General features: G+C 68.1%; 15 protein-coding genes. 5 read left to right on the forward strand and 10 right to left on the reverse strand.

The genetic code is table 11. The features are described 5' to 3' along the window. Nucleotides 1–18: 18 nt before the first annotated feature. Nucleotides 19–1,044 (reverse strand): iron-siderophore ABC transporter substrate-binding protein, encoded by a 1,026-nt coding sequence (locus tag FOE78_RS15580; protein WP_210414614.1) that lies wholly within the window; start codon nucleotides 1,042–1,044, stop codon nucleotides 19–21. A 190-nt stretch (nucleotides 1,045–1,234) separates the two neighbouring features. Between FOE78_RS15580 and FOE78_RS15585 the strand changes: the two genes are divergently transcribed. Beyond that, nucleotides 1,235–1,543 (forward strand): DUF4333 domain-containing protein, encoded by a 309-nt coding sequence (locus FOE78_RS15585; RefSeq protein WP_143987119.1) that lies wholly within the window; start codon nucleotides 1,235–1,237, stop codon nucleotides 1,541–1,543. Nucleotides 1,544–1,625: 82 nt separating this feature from the next. Continuing rightward, nucleotides 1,626–2,762, forward strand: coding sequence for an aminotransferase class V-fold PLP-dependent enzyme (locus tag FOE78_RS15590; RefSeq protein WP_143987120.1), 1,137 nt, complete (start codon nucleotides 1,626–1,628; stop codon nucleotides 2,760–2,762). Nucleotides 2,763–2,769: 7 nt separating this feature from the next. Here FOE78_RS15590 and FOE78_RS15595 read toward each other — a convergent pair whose 3' ends face one another. Further along, nucleotides 2,770–3,468, reverse strand: a complete 699-nt coding sequence (locus FOE78_RS15595; RefSeq protein ID WP_143987121.1) for an IMP cyclohydrolase — start codon at nucleotides 3,466–3,468, stop codon at nucleotides 2,770–2,772. Between the two features lie 142 nt (nucleotides 3,469–3,610). On the opposite strand from FOE78_RS15595, the gene FOE78_RS15600 reads away from it, so the two are divergent. After that, the gene (locus FOE78_RS15600; protein ID WP_143988834.1) at nucleotides 3,611–4,732 is read left to right on the forward strand and encodes an epoxide hydrolase family protein; all 1,122 of its coding nucleotides are present in this window, start codon (nucleotides 3,611–3,613) and stop codon (nucleotides 4,730–4,732) included. Between the two features lie 13 nt (nucleotides 4,733–4,745). On the opposite strand, the gene FOE78_RS24575 is transcribed toward FOE78_RS15600, so the two are convergent. From FOE78_RS24575 to FOE78_RS15625, 5 genes are all read right to left on the reverse strand, one after another. Continuing rightward, nucleotides 4,746–6,821, reverse strand: coding sequence for an ATP-dependent DNA helicase (locus FOE78_RS24575; RefSeq protein WP_407662659.1), 2,076 nt, complete (start codon nucleotides 6,819–6,821; stop codon nucleotides 4,746–4,748). Between the two features lie 80 nt (nucleotides 6,822–6,901). After that, the gene (gene hflX, locus FOE78_RS15610) at nucleotides 6,902–8,377 is read right to left on the reverse strand and encodes a GTPase HflX (RefSeq protein WP_228265846.1); all 1,476 of its coding nucleotides are present in this window, start codon (nucleotides 8,375–8,377) and stop codon (nucleotides 6,902–6,904) included. A 99-nt stretch (nucleotides 8,378–8,476) separates the two neighbouring features. Continuing rightward, nucleotides 8,477–8,923, reverse strand: coding sequence for a hypothetical protein (locus FOE78_RS15615; RefSeq protein ID WP_143987123.1), 447 nt, complete (start codon nucleotides 8,921–8,923; stop codon nucleotides 8,477–8,479). A gap of 173 nt (nucleotides 8,924–9,096) precedes the next feature. Further along, nucleotides 9,097–9,930: a diaminopimelate epimerase gene (gene dapF, locus FOE78_RS15620; protein ID WP_143987124.1), complete on the reverse strand. Its 834-nt coding sequence runs from the start codon at nucleotides 9,928–9,930 to the stop codon at nucleotides 9,097–9,099. A gap of 74 nt (nucleotides 9,931–10,004) precedes the next feature. Then, complete coding sequence (locus FOE78_RS15625; protein WP_143987125.1) at nucleotides 10,005–11,282, reverse strand: VOC family protein; 1,278 nt, start codon at nucleotides 11,280–11,282, stop codon at nucleotides 10,005–10,007. A 71-nt stretch (nucleotides 11,283–11,353) separates the two neighbouring features. Between FOE78_RS15625 and FOE78_RS15630 the strand changes: the two genes are divergently transcribed. Further along, nucleotides 11,354–11,794 carry a GNAT family N-acetyltransferase gene (locus FOE78_RS15630; protein WP_168207543.1) on the forward strand — a complete coding sequence of 147 codons (441 nt, stop codon included), beginning with the start codon at nucleotides 11,354–11,356 and terminating at the stop codon, nucleotides 11,792–11,794. A gap of 60 nt (nucleotides 11,795–11,854) precedes the next feature. On the opposite strand, the gene miaA is transcribed toward FOE78_RS15630, so the two are convergent. After that, nucleotides 11,855–12,751: a tRNA (adenosine(37)-N6)-dimethylallyltransferase MiaA gene (gene miaA / locus FOE78_RS15635; RefSeq protein ID WP_143988836.1), complete on the reverse strand. Its 897-nt coding sequence runs from the start codon at nucleotides 12,749–12,751 to the stop codon at nucleotides 11,855–11,857. Nucleotides 12,752–12,938: 187 nt separating this feature from the next. On the opposite strand from miaA, the gene FOE78_RS15640 reads away from it, so the two are divergent. After that, complete coding sequence (locus tag FOE78_RS15640; RefSeq protein ID WP_143987127.1) at nucleotides 12,939–13,124, forward strand: antitoxin; 186 nt, start codon at nucleotides 12,939–12,941, stop codon at nucleotides 13,122–13,124. 27 nt (nucleotides 13,125–13,151) lie between these two features. On the opposite strand, the gene FOE78_RS15645 is transcribed toward FOE78_RS15640, so the two are convergent. Then, nucleotides 13,152–13,682 (reverse strand): ferritin, encoded by a 531-nt coding sequence (locus tag FOE78_RS15645; protein WP_143987128.1) that lies wholly within the window; start codon nucleotides 13,680–13,682, stop codon nucleotides 13,152–13,154. A 29-nt stretch (nucleotides 13,683–13,711) separates the two neighbouring features. Next, entirely contained in the window at nucleotides 13,712–15,286 is a 1,575-nt protein-coding gene (gene miaB, locus FOE78_RS15650) for a tRNA (N6-isopentenyl adenosine(37)-C2)-methylthiotransferase MiaB (protein ID WP_143987129.1), read from the reverse strand. Nucleotides 15,287–15,341: the final 55 nt, after the last annotated feature.

Below are 15,341 nucleotides of genomic sequence, written 5' to 3' on the forward strand. Positions count from 1 at the left end.
TGCCCTCGAGCAGATGGGTCAGCCGTTGACCGATTTCGACAGCGCCTTCAGATAGCCGTCGATCCCCCACGGCAGCGACAGCACGGTCGGCGGGGACACGGCGGCCACGAACGCCGGCCCGACTACCGGAGCGACGTGGCCGGCCTTCACCTGCTGCATCGACTTCGCGTACGGCTTGGACAAGAACGTGTCGATGCCCTTCTGGTCGTCGGCGTACACGACCAGCACGTCACTGGTCAGCGAACTGGTCTTCTCATAGCTCAACGTGTAGTAGAAGTTCTCGTCGTCGGGTGCGAGCCGATCGACGCTGGGCGCATTCACCAGCCCGAGGTCGGTCAGGAACTGCACCCGCGGATCGCTGTCCTTGTAGACGTAGAAGGTTCCGCCGACATCCCAGACGGCGGCGACGGTCTTGCCCTTGAGTTGAGGGTAGGCGGCGGCCTTGTCCTTGATCGTCCGGTCCGTGTCGGCGACCAGCTTCTCGGCCTCTGCCGATTGGCCCAGCGCTTCGCCGACTGTGGTCACCACGTCACGCCACGGAGTTGCCCAGGGTTTGTCGGGGTAGGCGACGGTCGGCGCGATCTTGCTCAACGTTTCGTACTGCTGCTTGGTGATACCGGAGTAGTTGGCCAGGATCAGGTCCGGCCGCGCCCTGGTGATCTCCTCGAACGGCACGTCGTCGGAACCGCTGGGATTGGGCAGGATCGCCGGCGTCTTGGCGTTCAACTGGGTCAGCTTCTGCTTGATCCACGGCAACAGGCCCTCCTTGTCGGCGCCGTAGGTCTGCTGCGGGATCGCCACCGGTACGACGCCGAGCGCGAGCGCGGCGTCGGTGCTGCCGAAGCCCCAGGTGACGACCCGGGTCGGCTTCTTCTCGATCGTCGTCGCCCCGAACGCGTGCTGGATGGTGACCGGGAAAGCCGAGGAACCACCGGACCCGGCGGACTGGCCGGCTTGCGGAGTGGCGCTGGATTGGCAGGCCGCCAACACGATCAGTCCCAGCACGCTCACCAGGGCCACCAGCGCCCGGACGGGTTTGATCACAGCAACGACTCCTTGTGAATTAGGTTAGGTAAACCTCACAAAGGTTAGCCCAGCGCCGCTCGCCGCGCCATCCGCCGGCCATCGATGAGACGACGATCACCCGCCGAGCCGCCTCCGCGGGAGGCTGCCGTGAACCGTACGAACCGTAGCGTCTGCTCGCTGGCCCGAACCCGAGAGCGGAGTACGCCCCATGAAGAAGATCCTCGTCACCATTGCTGGAGCCGGCCTTGCCGCGGCCACGTTGCTGCTGAGCGCCTGCGGCACCCTGACCGTCTCCCAGGCCGATGTCGAGAATCAGATCAGCACCCAGCTGCAGAAGCAGGTCGGCCAGAAGCCCGACGACGTGACCTGCCCCGGCGATCTGCAGGGCAAGGTCGGCACCACCATGCGCTGCACGCTGACCGCCGGCGACTCCAAGTACGGCGTGAACGTCAAGGTCACCTCGGTCGAGGGCAACAAGGTCCTGTTCAACATCAAGGTCGACGACCAGGCCAGCTGATCGGCCCCCATGACCCGATCGTGCCCGGTGACCCGATCGAGCCCGGTGACATCGCCGGCAGAGCACCAGGGATGATCATCCGGTGAACCGTGAGCTCCTCGATGTCTTCGGCCTCGACCCGGAAGTCCTGCACCTCAACCACGGCGCCTTCGGCTGTGCCCCGATCGCGGTCCGCCGTGCCGCCGAGGACTGGCGCAACCGGGCCGAACGCAATCCGCATCATTTCAACGGCCACCAGTTGCCGGGCCTGATCGCCGGGGCCCGGCATCGGGTCGCCGACTTCCTGCAGGTGGACGCCGAGGCCGTCGGTTTCGTCCGCAACGTGTCCGAGGGCGTGTCGTCGGTCTTCGGCTCACTCGACCTGCGGCCGGGCGACGAGATCGTGGTCTGCAATCACGGCTACGGCGCCGTCACCATGGCGGCTCAGAACTGGGCCGACCGGCGCGGCGCCGCGATCCGGACGGCCGCGTTCGGGGTGGGCGCCGATGACGAGACGATCGTCGCCGCGTACGCCGGCGAGTGCGGACCGAGGACCCGGCTGGTGATCGTCGATCAGATCACCTCGCCGACGGCGATGGTGCTGCCGGTCGCGGCAATCGCGAACGCGGTCGACGCGCCGGTGCTCGCCGACGCCGCTCATGTGCCGGGAACTCTGCCTGTCGACATCGCCGGACTCGGCGTCGCCCACTGGGTGGGAAACCTGCACAAGTGGTGTTACACGCCGCGCGGCACCGCGGTGCTGTGGACCGTGGCCGGCTATCGCGACCGGACCTATCCGGCGACGATGAATTGGCAGCTCAATGACGGATATGCGGCGAGCTTCGACTACCCCGGCACCTGGGACTACTCCGGCTGGCTGTCGGCGGGCGACGGCCTGGACTTCTGGTCCGGGCTCGGCGGCTGGCAGCAGATCGATCGCCAGGCGGCGATGCTGGCCGAGGCTCAGGAACGGGTTGCCGCGCGGTTCGGCAGCTCGCTGCAGGGTCTGCCGCAGCGTCCGGCCGCGACCATGCGTCTGGTGCCGCTGCCGGAGAGTCACGCCGGCGACCGGGCGCGGGAACTTTCGGGGGCCCTGAGCGAGGAGTACAGCATCCAGGTGCCGGTGACGTCGCACGACGGCCGGTCCTACTTGCGGATCGCGGCGGCGCCGTACAACACCCCGGACGACTACGACCGGCTGGCCGACGCGGTGCTGGAGCTCACCGAGGGATGTGACTGATTGCCGATCAGCCTGCGCTGTCCGCGGCGTTGAGCAACACCGGATCGGCCAGATGATCACCGGGGACGAAGCCGGCAGCCAGCACCCGGCGTTCGGTGTCGAGCGCAGCCCACAGCTGTTCGGCCAGTTCGCGGTGGGTGGCGGCAGTGCTGGTGATCGGCACCGGGCCGGTGTTGGTGATCGGGTCCGCGACCGGACCGCGATAGGTGGACAGCAACATGCCCTCACCGGCCGCCAGCGCCCCGACTCGGGTCACGCTGGTGTCGGAGGATGCTCGATCTGCCGAGCCACGGTGGGCCGCGCCGAGCCAGACCTGATCGTCGTCGGACACGACGGCGGTGATGCGCGGGGTGAAGATCGGCGGGTCGCCCTCGTACTCCAGGTCCTCCAGCGCGACTGCGGCCGGTTCACCGGCGGCCAGCCGGTCGGCCACCGGATCGGTCTGGGTTCCGTTGCTGAAGACGAAGAACCGGTCGGTACGGCGGACGGCCCGGTAGTGCCGCAGCGGATCGTCGGCGTCGCCGACGGTCGGCTCCACTCTCAGATCGCCGTCGTCCGTCAGCCGGATCCGGCGCTGCCGAGACGCTTCGCTCCGGCCGGTGGCGGCGTACGCACACGCCAGCCCGGCTGGGGTCCGAGCAACGATCACCACTCGCCCGGGGTACGGGCGATCGGCCAGCACCGCAGCAAGATCATCGGCTGCCATGATCAACTTCCTTCCGCTCCGGCCCGTCCCGAGCCGTGATCAGCCCGCCGGTCCTGCGGGCGCATCGCCAACCCTCTCACGGTCATTCCCTGCCCCGAACAGCGGACACCGGCTGACCGGAGGTGTCCGTATCGTGCCGATCATGACCACTCCGGCGATCGAACCCTTCCGCATCGACATCCCCGCCGCCGACGTTGCCGACCTGCGGGCCAGGCTGGCCGCGGTCCGCTGGCCGGATGAACTGGAGGACGCCGGCTGGTCGTACGGGATTCCGGCGCGTCGTCTGCGGCCGTTGGTGGAGCGTTGGCGGACCGGCTTCGACTGGCAGCAACAGCAGGCCGACCTGAACCGCCTCGATCAGTTCGTCACCGAGATCGACGGCCGGCGACTGCACTTCAATCACCTTCGGTCGCCGCGTCCCGACGCAATGCCGCTGGTGCTGGTGCACGGCTGGCCGTTCGCCGACTTCCGATCGCTGATCGAGCCACTCACCGAGCCGGCGTCATCCGACGACGTCCCGGGTCTGCCGTTCGACCTGGTGATCCCGACGCTGCCGGGCTTCGGATTCTCCGGGCCGACCCACAGGGCCGGAGAATCCGACACCAGCCGCTCCGCGGAGTTGATCAAGGAACTGATGGCCCGCCTGGGATATCAGGCCTACGGCGTGCACGGCGGAGACGCCGGTGGCTTCGTCGCGACCCAACTCGGCCGGATCGACGCCGAACACGTCGTCGGCGTGCATCTGAACGGCCCGATCACCATCCCGTCGCCGGGCGAGGACGCCAGCGGCTTCGACGAACGTGACCGCAGAATGCTGGCGAGCCTGCAGGACTGGAGCCGACGCGACACCAGCTCGTACGCGGCCGTTCACAGCACCCGGCCGCAGACCCTCGCCTACGCGCTGAACGATTCGCCGGTCGGGCAGCTGGCCTGGGTCGCCGACGTCGTCAACAGCTACGCCCACGAGCCCATTGACGACGACGCCCTGCTGACCCAGGTCAGCATCGGCTGGTTCACCGGCACCATCGGCTCATCCTTCTTGCTGTACAAGGAATCCGGCCAGTGGGGCGCGCAGTCCGAACGCTCCGGCGTGCCGACGGCCGTCGCGATCTTCCCCGGCGACAGCACCATCCGCGCCATCGCCGAACGCCGGCACAACCTTGTCCGGTGGACCATCCACGACCGCGGCGGGCACTTTCCCGCGCTTGAGGCGCCGGACTTGTTGATCAAGGATCTGCGCGAGTTCTTCGGTGGGCTGCGGTAGTCCTGCCACGAGCTCAGTTCAGCCGGCGCAGCGCGCCGATCACCAGCTCGCGATCGCTGGTCGGCCACATGTCCGGCATCGAGGACCGCAGGAAGCCGCCGTAGCGGGCGGTGGCCAGCCGGGGGTCCAGCACCGCGACCACGCCTCGGTCGCTCCCCCGCCGGATCAACCTTCCGGCGCCCTGGGCCAACAGTAATGCGGCATGCGTGGCGGCAACCGACATGAACCCGTTGCCGCCGGCCTCGGTGACCGCCCGCTGCCGCGCCACGGTCAGCGGTTCGTCCGGCCGCGGGAACGGGATCCGGTCGATGATCACCAGCTGGCAGGTGTCGCCCGGCACATCGACGCCCTGCCACAGCGACAGGGTGCCGAACAAGCTGGCCTCCGGGTTCTCGATGAAGCGCTTGGTCAGGTCGGACAGCTGCGCGTCCCCCTGGCAGAGGATCGTCATCTTGGGCAGTTGTTTGCGTACGTAGACCGCCGCCGCCTCGGCCGCGCGGCGGGAGGAGAACAGCCCGAGCGTCCGCCCGCCGGCCGCCCAGACCAACTCGGCGATCTCGGCCATCGCCTCCTCGCTCAGCCCGTCCCGGCCCGGCCGGGGCATGTTGCGGGCGACGTACATGATGCCCTGCCGACGGTAGTCGAACGGCGAGCCGACGTCGAGTCCGCGCCAGGTCAGCGGACCCTCTGCCCGCGGCGCCGGACCTTGATCAACATCGGTGTCCAACTCAAGATCATCCTCGATACCCTCTTCAAGATCATCGTGGGCACCCGCATGCTCACCGGCCCGGACCGATGCCTGGCGCGATGCCGCCTGCTGATCGGACGAGACGGGTTGATCATCACGCTCGCTGCCACGCAGTCCGACGGAGGCGGCGACACCGGTGAAATCCCCGCCCAGCTTGAGAGTTGCCGAGGTCATCACCACGGTCCGGTCGCTGAACACCCGGTCCCGCATCAGTCCGGCCACGGTCAGCGGCGCGACCCGGACGTCGCGACCGGTCCGATCGGAGTCGGCCACCCAGATCACGTCGTGCTCGTCGAGCTTGCAGATCCGCTCGGCGACGTCGAAGATCTCCTTCACCGCGGCCGCCGCCTGCTTGCGGTCGTTGTCGTCCTTGTCCCGGTTGGTCAGCTCGCTCACCACCCGGCGCGCCGCGGCCCGGATGGTCTGCGCGGCGTCGATCACCGGCGACTGCGGATCCTCGATCCGCTCCGGCACGACACCGTCCAGGGCGTTGCGCAGCGCGTCGGCCGACTCCAGGAAGTCCAGAGCAAGATCATCTTCGAGGTAGTTGAGCGCTCGCCGGCCGACTCGCTCGATGCTGGTCGGATGCAACTCCGCCGAAGCCGCCCCGGTGACCCGAGAGACCAGCTCGTGTGCCTCGTCGATGATGATCATGGAATGCTCGGGCAGCGCGGTCCGGCCGTGCATGGCGTCGATCGCCAGCAGCGCGTGGTTGGTTACCACGAGGTCGGCGGCGCGGGCCTTCTCCCGCGACCGCTCGACGAAGCAGGAGTCGCCGAACGGGCAGGCCTGGATGCCCAGGCACTCACGGACCGGGATGGAGACCTGTTGCCACGCCCGCTCGGTGTGGGACGGGGCGTCGTCGCGATCGGCCAGGCCCCGCCGCTCATGCTCGGTCTCGGCCCACTCGCGCAACGCCAGCACCTCGACACCGAGCGCCGAGCCGGCCGCCGCGTCGTCGGCGGGCTCGGGTTGACCGGCCATCGTGGCCCGCAGGCTCTCGGCCAATTCGGCGGCGTCGATCAACGAGCCCTGCGCACTCTCGGCACCGCCGTTGACCCGGAGCCGGCAGGCGTAGTTGGTGCGCCCCTTCAGGATGGACGCGGTCGGCCGCCGATCGGTCACCGCTTCGACCGCGTCCAGCGCCGCTGGGATGTCCTTGCTGGCCAACTGCGCTTGCAGCGCCAGGGTGGCGGTGGCGACGACCACCCGATCGGTACGACCGGCGGCCACCTCGATCAAGGCAGGTGCCAGATAGCCGAGCGACTTGCCGGTGCCGGTGCCGGCCTGCACCAGCAGATGCCGGCCGCTGTGGAAGGACTCGGTGATCGCCTCGGCCATCGCAGCCTGTCCCGGCCGGTGCTGTCCGTTGATCTTGGCGACCGCGGCATCGAGAACGTCCTGAGCGGTCGGTTGCGGCTTCACCGCACCAAACTATCGGCGCCTTCCGACAATCGGTACGAGGCCAGCTCAGCGGCGAGTCCGGCGTTCACCCGGACGATCACCAGGGTGCCGTGCTCGGTGTGCTCCAGGGTGTCGATCTCGCCCTCGCGGTGGATCCGGTTGATCAGGTCGCCACGCTCGTACGGCACCAGGGCGCGGACCTCGACGCCGGGATGCGGCAGCCGATCCTCCACCCGGGTCCGTAGTTCGTCGATGCCGCGGCCAGTCCGGGCCGACACCACCAGCGCGTCCGGGAACTGGTGCCGCAACACGGTCAGCGTGTCCGGGTCGGCGGCATCGGCCTTGTTGATCACCAGTTGCTCGGGCACCTGAGCGGCGCCGATGTCGCGCAACACCGTACGCACGGCCTCGATCTGTCCCTGCGGGTCCTTGTCCGAGCCGTCCACCACGTGCAGCAGCAGATCGGCCCGCACCGACTCCTCCAGCGTGGACGCGAAGGCCTCGACCAGGTCGTGCGGCAGGTGCCGGACGAAGCCGACGGTGTCGGTCAGCGTGTAGTCGCGGCTGTCGGCGGTCTGGGTCCGGCGCGTGGTCGGGTCGAGGGTGGCGAACAGCGCGTCCTCGACCAGCACCCCGGCTCCGGTCAGCCGGTTCAGCAGCGAGGACTTGCCGGCGTTGGTGTAGCCGACGATCGCCACCGACGGCACCTCGTGCCGGCGGCGCTCGGCCCGCTTGGTCTCCCGGGTGGAGTCCATCTCCCGCAGTTCGCGGCGGAGCTTCGCGATCCTGCTGTTGATCCGCCGTCGATCGGTCTCCAGCTTGGTCTCGCCGGGGCCACGGCCGCCGATGCCGGCGCCGCCGCTGGTCCGTCCACCGGCCTGCCGGGACAGGTTGCCGCCCCAGCCACGGAGTCGTTGCTTGAGATATTGCAGCTGCGCCAACTCGACCTGGGCCTTGCCCTCGGCGCTCTTGGCGTGCTGGGCGAAGATGTCCAGGATCAGGGCGGTCCGGTCGATCACCTTGACCTTGACCTTGTCCTCCAGGTTGCGCAGCTGAGCCGGTGCCAGCTCGCCGTCGCAGATCACCGTGTCGGCGCCGGTGGCCACCACCACCTCGCGGACCTCGGCGACCTTGCCCCGCCCGATGTAGGTGGCCGGATCAGGACGGTCGCGCCGCTGGATCAACCCTTCCAGCACCTGCGAGCCGGCGGTCTCGGCCAGCAGCTTCAGCTCGGCGAGCGCATTCTCGGCGTCGGTCTGCGTGCCGGAGGTCCAGACGCTGACCAGGACCACCCTCTCCAGCAGCAGCTGCCGATACTCGACCTCGGTGATGTCGGTAAGTTCGGTGGACATGCCGGCCACCCGCCGGAGCGAGATGCGATCGGCAAGGTCGAACTGGTCGCCGTCGTAGTTGACCTCGGCGTCAAGGTCGGCGTCACGACCGGGTCGCGCGGGCGACGGGTCGAAATGGTCGGTGGAAGTGTGGTCAGCCAAGCGAAAATCGTCCTTGATGAGTGATGGTCCTGCGTTCGCCGCCCAGCTTGTCACGCGCCACCAACAACGGCCAGCGGATTAGGCCTCGATCGCCGAACCTCAGCTGCCGAACGTGGTCACGGTCACCACGATCAGCACGACGATGACGACCAGCACGACGGCGGCGATGGACGCCAGCAGCGCGATCATCGCGGTCTTCCCGCCGAATGGCTGTTCGGCGGTCCCGATCCGGCCGGCGGCGTTCCTCCACAGCGGCGGGCTGTAGTGGAGGTCGAGCTGCTGACCGGACGTGATCGACAGGTCACCGGCTGCGCCGCCGTAGACGGTTCGGCCGTTGCGGACCGCCAGTTCGAGCCGCGCGTCGCCGGCCGGGAGCTGCAGGTCGTTGCGTCCCCAGCCGACCTCAACCGGTCTGCCGTCGATCTCCGCCTGCGGCTGCGCGCTCTTCGGCACCCCGAAGATGCCGTCCTTCGCGCGCAGGTGCAGGACGAGCCGGCCGGTCGGTGCGGGGACAGCCGACGGAGTCGAGAAGGACGGGTTCGCCATGGGTGTCCTCGCGGTCGACGGGTGGGGACGCCTCATTCTGGCAGTCGCCGGGTCAGTCGGCCGCAGGCCTTCGTGAACGGAATCGCCCCCGCATTCGCCGTGAACGGCGGTTCCAGCGCTGGGACCTGCAGTGCGCGGGTGATTGTGTTCGCGGTGCCGCGGATCGGCCCAGGTCAGATCCGATCGAGATCGAGTTGGCCGACGGCGACAATGACCGCCGGACCGGTGAGAAAGCTCTGTCGATCCCGCAACTCCACCTCGACACTGCCGCCGGGGACATCGACCCGATAGGTCAACGGGCGCTGGGGCTGGCCGGCTGCGACGGCGGCCGCGGCCGCCACCGCGACCGTGCCGGTGCCGCAGGACCGGGTCTCCCCCGATCCACGTTCGAAGACCCGCATGGAAACGTGGTGCGGACCCAGGCGTCGGACGAACTCGACATTCACGCCGTCCGGAAAACGATCTTGATGCGTCCACCGGGGCGCATGCCACAGCTCGAGTTCCTCAAGGTCGTCCACGAACGCCACCGCATGCGGATTCCCTACCTGCACGGGGAATGCCACCACTTCGGCTGTCAGACCGCCGACCGTGACGCCGATCTGCTCGGAGTCGACCGTGACCGGCCCCATGGCGACCCGATACCGGTCATCACCGAGCACCTCGGTCGGGCGCAGTCCGGCCCGGGTCGCGATGTTGATCACCAGCGGAGCAGCAAGATCATTTTCGATCAGGTAGTGAGCAAAGACGCGTACGCCGTTGCCGCACATCTCGGCGATCGAGCCGTCGGCGTTGCGGTAGTCCATGAACCACAGCTCGGGATCGCCCTGCCATTCGGGCACGTGCTGCGATCGCACCACCCGCAGGATGCCGTCGGCGCCGATGCCGGCGTGCCGGTCGCAGATGGCCGCGACCCGGTCGGCGGTCAGGGTCAGCTTGCCGTCGGGGTCGGGGATGATCACGAAATCGTTCTCGGTGCCGTGCCCCTTGGCGAAGTCGATCCGGTTCACGCGTCGATCCTGTTCACGAGTCGATCCTGTTCGGGGCAAGTCTGCCAGTCGCCGGCCGCGGACCCTCCGCGATATCAGGTCGGCGGATCCGCGATGGCCTTGCCGATGTCGACCTCGTTGCCTTCGGGATCGGCGATCGTGCCGCCGTCGTCGCGGGTGTATCGGCCGCCGGCCGCGAGTGCCGCCTGTCTGCGGGCAGCGACCTGGTCGTCGGGCACGTACACGTCGAGATGGATCCGGTTGCGTTGCTCACGCCGGGCGGTGTCGTTGGGGTCCATCTGCTGGAAGATCATCGGACGATTGAGTCGCCGTGGGTCGTAGATGTCGGTGACGAACCCTCGCGGATCGTTCCGGTAGCCGAGCACCGCCCGCCAGAATTCGCGGACCGGCGCGATGTCGACGGCATCGATGCAGACCTGGACGAACCGCAGCCGATTCGGGTCAGCGGTCAGACCCTTGTCCTGGGCGGTCTGCTGGACACGGCGGGCGGTCTCACCGAATCGCGCGTCCTCCCATTGATCCTTGCCCGTGTCGATCATGACTCCCGCGGGGCGGAGGTCGATCATCAACGGCAGACCGATCTCGTCGGCCACTGCTGCGACCTCCTCGGCGAGGTCGACGGACTGCTCGAAGTTCCTCGTCGGGTAGAAGACCATCCCGCCGAATGGCAGTCGCCAGTCGGCCGTCTCGAGTCCGTCGTCCACACCGTCGGCTGGGACGTAGTCGACCTCGTTGCCTTCGGCATCGGTCAGCAGCACTTCGCCGTCTGCCGGCGCCCAGTGCCCGTTCCCGCCGAAGCGCCGCGCGACAGCGACCCGCTGTTCGGCGATCTCGGCAGGTACGGAAACATCGAAGTGGATCCGATCGCGCAGCGGCCGCGGCGTGGCCGGGTAGAACCAGACACGGGGATCGCGTCGCAGCGGATCGAGCAGGTCGTCGTACTCGGTGTCCTCGTATCCCAGCAGAGCTTGCCAGAACGGCAACAAGGTCGTCTTGTCGTCGGTGTCGATGCCCCACTCCAGGTTCTGGGGCACCGACGGATCCGGCGTCAGCGCCAACTCGCGCGCGACCGCAGAAATGGCCTGTGCCAAGGCGAGGTCGGCCGTGGTCCATCTGCGGGTGTCGGGGACCGGGATCCAGACCTGCACGCCGCTCCCGCGAAGATCGACGTTCGGTTGCATGCTGCCGGCCACCTGATCGTCGGCACGCAGGCCGACGATCCGGCGAAGCAACGCCGCACCGTCACGATGGGACGTCGCCGCGAACCAGCTGCCGACACCGGAGGTGCTGAGCACTCGCCAGTCCTTCGCTGCGTCCTGGAACTCCCAACCCCGAATCGGTTCTGGTGGCATGGCTGTCAGCCTGCCAGAGGCCGCCCCGGACATGTCGAACCCGGCTGGATCGCCATGGTGGAATGGGGCGAATGCAGCACCACACCGATCCTCAGCTGCGGCCGGCCGTCCCGAACGATGCCGACGAACTTTTCCGGATGGCCCAACTGCTGGCCACATCGGCCACGCCGCAACGGCAGACGTTCGACCACCTCCTCACCGAGATCCTCGCCGACCCACACCAATATCTGCTGGTCGCCGCAGCGCCGACCGGGCTGAGCGGCTACCTGTACGGCCTGATCCACCCCGCCTTCCACGCCAACGGCAAGATTGCTTGGGCCGAAGAACTCTTCGTCGATCCCGACCTACGCGGCGCCGGCCTCGGCCGCAAACTCATGACCGACTTCGAGGACTGGGCCAAGCAAGTCGGCCACGCTCAGTACATCGCGGTGGCAACACGCCGAGCTCACGACTTCTATGACGCCATCGGCTTCGCCGAATCCGCCACGTACTTCAAGAAGACACTGACCTGAGGAACGAGGCGGCCCCGAATTCCGGGATCGTCAGTCTGGTGCGGGCAGCAGAGCAACCGTTCAGCACATTCCTACGGCTCGGTCGAGGAGGTCGGCTGACTCGGCGTCCAGCCAGTGGATTCGCCGGTCGCGACGGAACCAGCCGTCCTGCCGGCGGGCGAACTTCCGGGTCTGGGTGATGGTGCGCTGCTCGGCCTGCTGTTCGTCGAACTCGCCGTCCAGGAACTGCAGGATCTGGCGATAGCCGAGCGCTCGGCAGGCTGTCTTTCCCTCCCGAAGCCCGCAGTCGATCAGACCGCGGACCTCGTCCACGAAGCCGTCGGCCCACATCTGCTTCACCCGGGCGGCGATCCGCCCGTCGAGCGCCGGCCGCGGCAGCGCCAGACCGATCTGGACCACCGGATCCAGCGCGTACTCGTGTTCGGGCAGGTCGGCGCTGAACGGCCGCCCGGTCAGCTCGATCACCTCCAGGGCGCGGACGATCCGGCGTCCGTTGCCGGGCAGGATGGACGCCGCCGCGTCCGGATCCTGCTCCGTCAGCCGCCGATGCAGGGCGTCCGGCCCCACCCGCTCCAGTTCGGCCTCCAGCCGGCTCCGGACGGCGGGATCGGTGCCGGGGAACTCGAACCGATCGATGATCGCCCGCACGTACAGCGCCGAACCGCCGACCAGGATCGGCGTCACCCCGCGGCCCCGGCAGTCCTCGATCGCCTGCCGGGCCAACTGCTGGAACTCCGCGACCGATGCGGTCTCGGTGACGTCCAGGATGTCGATCAGGTGATGCGGTACGCCGCCCCGTTCGGCCGGGGTCGGCTTGGCCGTGCCGATGTCCATGCCGCGGTAGACCAGCATCGAATCGGCGTTGACGATCTCCGCCGGACGTCCGCTCCCGGCCAGCCGCTGCGCCAGCCGCACCGCCAGCGACGACTTCCCGGACGCGGTCGCGCCGATCAGCACCACCAGGGGCGGACGAGTCGGCGGTGTTACGGGTTCGGGCGGCGGCACCCGGTCATGATCCCGCACCGCACGACCGCGCGCCCAACCGCGGTCGCGCCACACTCTCGCCTTGTGGCCGGATCTTCGGCAGAATGCGAAGCGTCAGGGCCGTCGACGCGACGGTCGACCCAGACGAAGGAGAAGTCCGATGGGAATCTTCGACAAGGCGAAGGATCTGCTCTCCGACAACAAGGACAAGGTCGCCGACGGCATCGACAAGGCAGCCGACATGGCGGACCAGAAGACCGGCGGCGAATACAGCGAGAAGATCGATCAGGGCGCGGAGGCCGCCAAGGAGAAGGCCGACGACCTGCTCGACCAGGACGGCCAGTAGCCGACTTCTGTCCGGCCCGGCGCCGGTTCAGGCGCCGGCGCCGGCCTGCGGCGGTGCCGTCGGATCGTTCTCCGGCCCACTCTGTTCACGCAGGATGTAGTCCTCGATCGCCTCGATGTTCTCCCGCGATCGGGAGACGACGTTGAGCAGGTCGCTCATCGTGGCGACCTCCTCCACCTGCTCCTTGATGAACCACTGCATGAACTGATCGGAGGCGAAGTCGGACTCGTCCCGGGCGATCTTGGTCAGCTGATTGATCTGCTCGGTGACCCGTTTCTCCTGCTCCAGCGCCAATTGCACCGGCGCCACCACGTCGGCGAACTCGGTGACCGGCGCATCGACACCCGGAATCACCACCTGCGCCCCCTGGTCGACCAGGTACTTGATCATCATCATCGCGTGGCCGCGCTCCTCCAGCGCCTGCCGGTAGAAGAATCCCGCCAGCTGCGGCATGGTGCGGTCCTCGTAGTGGACCGCGCAGGCCAGATATTGCTGGTGGGCAGCGAATTCGTGGCCGATCTGCTCGTTCAGCTGGGTGACGAAACGCTCTGCCGGCATGGCGGGCTCCTATCCGATGATGATCATGGTCAGTGGACCTGGCAGGAATTCTGCAGCACCGGCAACGGATCCGGTACGCCGATCCGTGGCATGCCGAGCGTCACCGCGGTGGCGGCCGGCGCATTGTCGGCGTCACGGCGCGCCTGCCACGCGTCACCACCGCGGGTACGCCGCGGGTTGAGCAGCGCGGAGCCGCCGTCGGGAGCATCGGCGTTGAGGTGATGCGGGGCGGCGTGAGTGATCACCGCTTCGGCGATGTCGCCCGGTCGCGGACGAAGATCAACATCCTCGCCGACCGCGACGTGCACCAGCCGGTTGTCCCGGGCCCGGCCGCTCATCCGGTGGGTGGCGGCGTCCTTGCGCCCCTCGCCGTCGGCGAACATCACCTCGACCCGCTCGCCCTCCAGCTTGCGGTTCTCCTGCCAGCTGATCTCGTTGACCAACTCGACCAGGCGCTCGTAACGATCTTGAACGACCTCGGCCGGCACCCGATCAGGCATGGTCGCCGCCGGGGTCCCGGGGCGAATCGAGTACTGGAAGGTGAAGGCGCCGGCGAAGCGGGACCGCCGGACAACCTCCATGGTGTCCTGGAAGTCCTGCTCGGTCTCACCCGGGAAGCCGACGATGATGTCGGTGGTGATCGCTGCGGTCGGCATCGCCTCCCGAACATCGGAGATGATCTTGAGATAGCGCTCGCTGCGATAGGAGCGGCGCATCGACTTCAAGATCGAATCCGAACCGGACTGCAACGGCATGTGCAGCTGCGGCATCACGTTGGGCGTCTCGGCCATCGCCGCGATCACGTCGGCGGTGAAGTCCTTCGGATGCGGCGAGGTGAAGCGAACCCGTTCCAGGCCGTCGATGTCGCCGCAGGCGCGGAGCAGTTTGGCGAACGCGCCGCGATCACGGAACTCCACTCCGTACGCGTTGACGTTCTGGCCCAGCAGGGTGATCTCCTGCACTCCTTGATCAACCAGCATCTTGATCTCGGCCAGGATGTCGCCCGGCCGGCGGTCGGTCTCCTTGCCGCGCAACGCGGGCACGATGCAGAACGTGCAGGTGTTGTTGCAGCCGACGCTGATCGACACCCAGGCCGCGTACGCCGAATCGCGCCGGGTGGGCAGCGTGGACGGGAAGCGTTCCAGGGACTCGGCGATCTCGACCTGAGCTTCCTGCTCGATCCGGGCCCGTTCCAGCAGCCGCGGCAGCTGGCCGATGTTGTGGGTGCCGAACACCACGTCGACCCAGGGCGCCTTCTCGGTGATCTTGCCGCGGTCCTTCTGCGCCAGGCAGCCGCCGACGGCGATCTGCATGCCCGGGTGCGCCTTCTTGATCGGCAACAGTTGACCGAGGTTGCCGTAGAGCCGGTTGTCGGCGTTCTTCCGGACCGCACAGGTGTTGAAGACCACCACGTCAGCGTTAGTGGAGTCGTCGTCGGCAGCGCGTCGGTAGCCGGCGTCCTCCAGCAGACCGGCGAGCCGCTCGGAGTCGTGCACGTTCATCTGGCAGCCGTGGGTGCGGATCGCATAGGTACGTGGTTCGGTCCCGGCGGGTTCGGTCCGGGGCACCGGCTGAAGACTCGTGAGCTGACTATCCACCGACATGATCGCTCAGCGTAATCGGTGGCTGTCCGGACGCGGAAAAGCGCCGATAGAGTTC

The organism is Microlunatus elymi (assembly GCF_007362775.1).
Classification (GTDB): Bacteria; Actinomycetota; Actinomycetes; order Propionibacteriales; family Propionibacteriaceae; genus Microlunatus; species Microlunatus elymi.

Bases quoted from the DNA above. Each gene is read 5' to 3' on its own strand.
- FOE78_RS15585 (WP_143987119.1), top strand. From the start codon at position 1,235: ATGAAGAAGATCCTCGTCACCATTGCTGGAGCCGGCCTTGCCGCGGCC.
- FOE78_RS15595 (WP_143987121.1), bottom strand. From the start codon at position 3,468: ATGGCAGCCGATGATCTTGCTGCGGTGCTGGCCGATCGCCCGTACCCC.
- FOE78_RS15600 (WP_143988834.1), top strand. From the start codon at position 3,611: ATGACCACTCCGGCGATCGAACCCTTCCGCATCGACATCCCCGCCGCC.
- FOE78_RS24575 (WP_407662659.1), bottom strand. From the start codon at position 6,821: ATGGCCGAGGCGATCACCGAGTCCTTCCACAGCGGCCGGCATCTGCTG.
- FOE78_RS15615 (WP_143987123.1), bottom strand. From the start codon at position 8,923: ATGGCGAACCCGTCCTTCTCGACTCCGTCGGCTGTCCCCGCACCGACC.
- FOE78_RS15625 (WP_143987125.1), bottom strand. From the start codon at position 11,282: ATGCCACCAGAACCGATTCGGGGTTGGGAGTTCCAGGACGCAGCGAAG.
- FOE78_RS15630 (WP_168207543.1), top strand. From the start codon at position 11,354: ATGCAGCACCACACCGATCCTCAGCTGCGGCCGGCCGTCCCGAACGAT.
- FOE78_RS15640 (WP_143987127.1), top strand. From the start codon at position 12,939: ATGGGAATCTTCGACAAGGCGAAGGATCTGCTCTCCGACAACAAGGAC.
- FOE78_RS15645 (WP_143987128.1), bottom strand. From the start codon at position 13,682: ATGCCGGCAGAGCGTTTCGTCACCCAGCTGAACGAGCAGATCGGCCAC.
- miaB (WP_143987129.1), bottom strand. From the start codon at position 15,286: ATGTCGGTGGATAGTCAGCTCACGAGTCTTCAGCCGGTGCCCCGGACC.